The 1,326-nt window shown below is 46.8% G+C and carries 1 protein-coding gene; it reads left to right on the top strand.

From position 1 onward, the window contains the following. Nucleotides 1-104 precede the first annotated feature (104 nt). On the top strand, nucleotides 105-1,313 hold the full coding sequence (locus tag GMES_RS15705) for an IS4 family transposase (protein WP_039987596.1): 1,209 nt from the start codon (nucleotides 105-107) through the stop codon (nucleotides 1,311-1,313). Nucleotides 1,314-1,326 lie beyond the last annotated feature (13 nt).

The following is a 1,326-nucleotide window of genomic DNA, read 5'->3' as shown; positions in this document are numbered from 1 at the left end:
CCTAACGAATCCCCTCATAATTATGAGCAGAAACAATAATATAGACACGCATGGCGCTATTTGATCTAATAAATTTCGCCAAAAACCAACTAGATAACAACACCATGCGTGATATTTCTATCTTACACGATTTGCTTAAAAAACAATGCCCTAATCTACATGCCAAACGTCTTTCTTCTTTGATGATTGCCACCCAATCTTTGCTAGATGGCCAGCAACTGTCGTTGACCGAATTAGGACGGAATATCTCAGGCTCCGTAGCCCCGAAACACAACATAAAGCGCATCGACAGACTGCTTGGTAATAGCAACCTACATAACGAGCGGCTCGACATCTACCGTTGGCACGCAAAACTGCTTTGCGGTGCTAACCCCATGCCTGTTGTACTCGTGGATTGGTCTGATGTGCGTGAGCAGCTTAGGCATTTAACCTTACGTGCATCGGTCAGTGTTCAAGGGCGCTCTGTCACACTTTATGAGCGCGTATTTTCCTTTGCTGAGTACAACTCTCCTGTCAGTCATAATCCGTTTTTACGGGAGTTGGCGAGTATCCTGCCGTCGGGTTGTTGCCCGTTGATTGTTACCGATGCGGGCTATCGCAACCCTTGGTTTCGTGAAGTCGAAAAGCATGGCTGGTTTTGGCTAGGTCGAGTGCGCGGAGATGTAGGTTTTAAGCGTGATGGGCAAGCTTTATGGCAAAGTAATAAGTCGTTTTACCCCAGCGCAAATTCGCGCGCTAAATACCTTGGGTGTGGGCAATTGGGGCGTAAAAGCCCGCTTCATGCACATCTGCATTTGTACAAAGCAAAGGCCAAACATCGAAAGGACAACCGCTCTTCAAAAGCAGGACGAAACCACACCGCCCAACAAAGCTATCGAGCGGGTAGCAAAGAGCCTTGGCTACTCGCCACTAATCTTCCCGAGAACGATAAACTTAACTCAAAACAGCTGGTTTCCCTTTACGCACGACGGATGCAAATAGAAGAAACCTTCCGCGATATTAAAAGCCCGCAGTACGGTATGGGACTACGTCACAGCAACAGCCGCTGTACCAAACGATTCGATATATTACTGCTGATTGCGATGCTCGCAGAATGGCTATTACGGCTACTCGGTCTCATTGCTCAAAAACAAAACTGGGAAAGAGCATTTCAAGCTAACACCATCCGTAATCGGCGCGTGTTATCTATTATTAGACTAGGCAGAGAAGTCAGGAAAAGAGCAAAAGATTACAAGATGAACTCAGCCCAAATTACCTGGGCTATCGGCCAATATATTATCTGGGTTCACAAAGAAGGGAGGCCTATTCTATGAGGGGATCCCCCAG

This window comes from Paraglaciecola mesophila KMM 241 (genome assembly GCF_000315015.1).
Classification (GTDB): Bacteria; Pseudomonadota; Gammaproteobacteria; order Enterobacterales; family Alteromonadaceae; genus Paraglaciecola; species Paraglaciecola mesophila.
Note: the sequence above shows the minus strand (reverse complement) of the source record. Positions and strands in the feature narration are given on the sequence as shown.